Source organism: Arthrobacter sp. H41 (assembly GCF_000520535.1).
GTDB lineage: Bacteria > Actinomycetota > Actinomycetes > Actinomycetales > Micrococcaceae > Arthrobacter_D.
On the sequence record NZ_KI914826.1, the window covers coordinates 1 to 4,183 of the forward strand.

A 4,183-nucleotide genomic window follows, 5' to 3' on the forward strand; every position below is an offset into this window, starting at 1 on the left:
CGGTATCGGTGCGCGGTGGCGGAGCATGGGCTTCGAGAACGGAGTCCTGGGGTATCCGATGACGGGTGAGATCTGTGGGTTGAAGGATGGTGGGTGTTACCAGAAGTTCCAGGGCGGCGACATTCTCTGGTCACCGACTACGGGAGCTCACCCGACATTCGGGGCCATCGGTGCCCGGTGGCGGAGCATGGGGGCCGAGAACGGAGCTTTCGGGTACCCGCTCACGGGCGAGACCTGTGGTCTCCCGGACGGCGGATGTTTCCAGCGGTTCCAGGGAGGCACGATCAACTTCTCCCTCAGCAGGGGTACGTTCCTGAGCTAGGGCACAGGGGGATCGATCAACAGCAGGTCAGGCCGCGCACGAGCGGGGCCTGACCTGCTGGCTTAATTTTAATAGGGCACCGGAGAAACGGTCTGGTGTTCCTCCCGCTTCCGGAGTACTGCAGCAACTCCTGGGAACCGGAGCCTGTTCGTCCACCGCCGGTATCTGCAGGACTGCGCACCGTGGCGCTTGCCGGCCGCCCGGGTCATGCCCGCGCCAGCACCTCCACGCTGGGAAGGAGGAAGACGCCGTCGGGCGCTGTTCCCCAGGTCCGCCAGCCCTCGGCCAGCCGCTCGAGGTCCTTCCGCTCGGCGAGGCCGCGCTCAAGGGCCTGCTCGGCGAAACCGGAGTGCAGCACCCGCTCGGCCCAGGACTCGGCGTGGAACCGTCGGCGTTCCTCCGTGGCATAGATCCAGCTCGACGTTGAGACCTCCGTCTCGGTGAAGCCGGCCTCCAGGATCCAGGAGAGCAGGTGCCGGCCGGCGTCGGGCTCGGCATTGTTGCCCCGCGCGATCCGCTGGTACAGCTCCATCCACTCGTCGAGTGCAGGGGAGGACGGGAACCAGGTCATGGCGTGGAAATCGGCGTCGCGTACTGCCACGACACCGCCGGGCCGGACCACCCTGCGCATCTCCCGAAGTGCCGCCACGGGATCGGTCAGGTGCTGGAGCACCTGGTGGGCATGAACGACGTCGAACGTCTCGTCGGGGAAATCGAGGTCGTAGATGTTGCCCTCGGTGAAGACGGCATTCCGGACGGAGGCGTTCGCAGCGGAGGCCTGCGCCACGACGTCGGCCGAGCGGTCGATGCCGGTCACCGTTCCCGGGGCCACGAGGGCCGCGAAGCCCGCCGTGATGCTGCCCGGACCGCAGCCGACGTCGAGCACCTCCATCCCGGGGGTGAGGTGTGGCATGAGGTACGCGGCTGAGTCCTGAACCGTGCGGGTTGCGTGCATGTTCGTCACGCTCGGATGGTGGCCGTGGGAGTAGACGTCTTCGCTCATGATCGAGATTAACCCGGGATCGAGGCTCCAGCCCGCTCATCCGTCATATGCCGGTGCCATCCTTCTCCACGCCACTTGTCGCGGAGCCGCCACTCCCGGCATCGCTTTTCGCGGCGATCGTGGCCTCGGTCATGCGCTGCATCATCCGCGCAAGGAGGGCGAGCTCGGCGTCGTCGAACTCATCCAGCGCGGTGTTGATGTGCTGTGCGAGCGGGGCGAACAGTTTGCCGCCGGTGATCCGCGCTTTCTCCGTGAGCTCGAGGTGCACCTGGCGCCGGTCCACAGCGCTGCGGGTGCGGGTCACATGGCCCGCGGTGTCGAGTCGATCCACCAGGGCGGTGGTGGCGGGAGAGCTCAGGTTCAGTTCCTCACGCAGCATGCCGGGCGTGACAGTGGAACCGGCGCGGGCAGCGCCCATCATGATCCCGAGGGCGTTGAGATCCGTCCGGTACAGCGCGTCCCTGGCGCTCGCCGCCTCGATGTAACGGTCGGTTTCGGTAGTGAACTGGCGCATCAGGTCCATCAGCGTAGCTCGGTTCGTACTGGACATGGAAGGCACCTCGTTTCAGGACAACTTTAGGCCCTTTCCCAATTATCTCCATGATCGATATAGTCATCAATAGAGATAAATTTTCGGAAGGCACGGATATCGTGAAAGCCATGTGGTTGCGGATACTGCTCCCCCTCGTCGTCGTTCTGATCTGGCTCATCGCTGCCGGGTTCGGCGGGCCGACCTTCGGCAAGCTCGACACGGTCTCCAGCAACGACCAGGCGTCATTCCTGCCGGCAAGCGCGGAATCGACCGAAGCAGGGGAGCTGCAGGAGCAGTTCCGGAAGTCCGACGCGGTACCCGCGGTGATCGTGGCTGAATCCGACGGAGAAATCACCCCGCAGGAGCTGCCCTCCTATGAAGAGGTGGCGCGCGCGCTCGGGGATGTCGAGGGCCTTGAGCCCCCAGCGGCTGGTGCCCCTGCGGTTGCCGGCCCCATCCCCTCCGACGACCGCCGGGCGGTCCAGTACATCGCCTTCGTCGCGTCGGATGCCGAGCTCGGCGAAGTCGTCGCGGAGCTGCGCTCCGTGCTGACAGAGCAACTGCCCGACGGCGCCGTCGGGTATGTGACAGGGCCCGCCGGTTTCACGGCCGACCTCGTCAGTGCCTTCGGTGGGATCGACGGCATCCTGCTGGGAGTGGCGCTGGGGGCGGTCTTCCTGATCCTCCTGGCCGTCTACCGTTCGGTGGTGCTGCCCTTCCTCGTGCTCCTGACCTCGGTCTTCGCGCTGGCCACGTCCATCCTGCTGGTCTTCGCCTTCGCGTCCTGGGACTGGATCCAGCTGAGCGGCCAGAGCCAGGGCATCCTTTCCATCCTGGTGATCGGAGCGGCGACGGACTACGCGCTGCTGCTGGTGGCACGTTTCCGGGAGGCCCTCGGCGAGCACGAGTCGAAATGGGAGGCCATGAAGGTGGCCTATCGCGGCTCGGTGGAGCCCATTGCGGCCTCCGGCGCCACCGTGATCCTCGGCCTGCTCTGCCTGCTCTTCTCGGACCTCAATTCCAACCGGAGCCTCGGCCCCATCGCGGCCATCGGCATCGTGTTCTCGCTCGCCGCCGCATTGACGCTCCTCCCGGCCCTGCTCCTGATCTTCGGCCGTGGCGCCTTCTGGCCACTGCGGCCCAAGGTTCATCCAGTGCCGGCCACGTCCGTTGCGGAATCCGCCCCGTCTGCGGCCGTTACCGCCGTTCCGGGAACGGAGCAGTTGCGCGGGCTGTGGAAGCGGATCGCCGTGCTGATCTCGCGTCGGCCGCGCGTTCTCTGGATCGCGTCAGTGCTGGTGCTCGCCGCGGGAACCCTCGGGCTCACCCAACTGCAGGCCAGCGGCGTGCCGCAATCGGCCCTGATCCTCGCGCCGTCGAATGCTGTGGATGGCCAGGATGCGCTTGCGCGGCATTTCGATGCCGGCGCGGGCAGCCCTGTCGCCGTCGTCGCCCCCAAAGCGGACCGCGAGGCCGTCCTGGGGATCGTCGGTGCGGAGCCCGGCATCTCGGAGGCCACGCTGACCACGGATCCGGCCGGGGGCGCCGTCGTCGAGCAGGGTCGCGTGCTCATCAGCGGGACCTTGGAATACCAGGCCGACTCGGACCGGGCCGAGGACGTGGTGCGCAGTCTGCGAACCGCGCTCGACGACGCCAGCCCCGACGCCCTCGTGGGCGGGGTGACCGCCGTTGCGGTGGACACCAATGACACCGCGCTCGCGGACCTCGGCAAGATCATTCCGATCGTGCTCGCCGTCATCCTGGTGGTGCTGATGCTGCTGCTGCGTGCCGTCGTCGCACCTGTGCTGTTGATCCTGAGCGTGGTCCTGTCCTATGGGACGGCGCTGGGGGCGTCGGCGCTGGTATTCAACAACCTGCTCGGTTTCGAGGGAGCGGACGCCTCGGTACCGCTGTTCGGTTTCGTGTTCCTGGTGGCGCTGGGGGTCGACTACAACATCTTCCTCATGACGAGGGTGCGTGAGGAGTCATTGCGGATCGGCACGCGCCCCGGGATCCTTCGCGGGCTGGGCGTGACCGGCGGGGTCATCACCTCAGCCGGCGTGGTGCTTGCCGCGACGTTCGCGGCACTCGGCATCATCCCGATCCTGTTCCTTGCGCAGATCGCGTTCATCGTGGCGTTCGGTGTGCTGCTGGATACGGTGCTCGTGCGGTCGCTGCTGATTCCGGCGCTCGCCTACGACATCGGACCGGCCATCTGGTGGCCGTCGAAGCTGGCGAGAGGATCGGAATCGTCGAGGCCTTCGGGGAGGCACCGGGCGCCCCCCGCTGATTAAGCGGCTATGGCTGCTTCACCCCCGGAATAGCA

Annotated in this window: 4 protein-coding genes; 2 read left to right on the top strand and 2 right to left on the bottom strand. The window is 66.8% G+C overall.

Annotation, left to right across the window (positions count from 1 at the left end; all coding sequences use genetic code 11):
* The coding region (locus Y705_RS0114285; protein ID WP_026533348.1) for an LGFP repeat-containing protein at positions 1-322 on the top strand (322 nt) is incomplete at its 5' end.
* A 205-nt stretch (positions 323-527) separates the two neighbouring features.
* On the opposite strand, the gene Y705_RS0114290 is transcribed toward Y705_RS0114285, so the two are convergent.
* Together Y705_RS0114290 and Y705_RS20235 are read right to left on the bottom strand one after the other, a co-directional pair.
* Complete coding sequence (locus Y705_RS0114290; protein WP_026533349.1) at positions 528-1,325, bottom strand: methyltransferase domain-containing protein; 798 nt, start codon at positions 1,323-1,325, stop codon at positions 528-530.
* Positions 1,326-1,368: 43 nt separating this feature from the next.
* Positions 1,369-1,875: a MarR family winged helix-turn-helix transcriptional regulator gene (locus Y705_RS20235; RefSeq protein WP_049822813.1), complete on the bottom strand. Its 507-nt coding sequence runs from the start codon at positions 1,873-1,875 to the stop codon at positions 1,369-1,371.
* Positions 1,876-1,985: 110 nt separating this feature from the next.
* On the opposite strand from Y705_RS20235, the gene Y705_RS0114300 reads away from it, so the two are divergent.
* Complete coding sequence (locus Y705_RS0114300) at positions 1,986-4,151, top strand: MMPL family transporter (protein ID WP_253908637.1); 2,166 nt, start codon at positions 1,986-1,988, stop codon at positions 4,149-4,151.
* The last annotated feature ends 32 nt before the right edge of the window (positions 4,152-4,183 follow it).

Excerpts from the sequence above, each read along its gene's own strand:
- Y705_RS0114290 (WP_026533349.1), bottom strand. The coding sequence starts at position 1,325 with ATGAGCGAAGACGTCTACTCCCACGGCCACCATCCGAGCGTGACGAAC.
- Y705_RS20235 (WP_049822813.1), bottom strand. The coding sequence starts at position 1,875 with ATGTCCAGTACGAACCGAGCTACGCTGATGGACCTGATGCGCCAGTTC.
- Y705_RS0114300 (WP_253908637.1), top strand. The coding sequence starts at position 1,986 with ATGTGGTTGCGGATACTGCTCCCCCTCGTCGTCGTTCTGATCTGGCTC.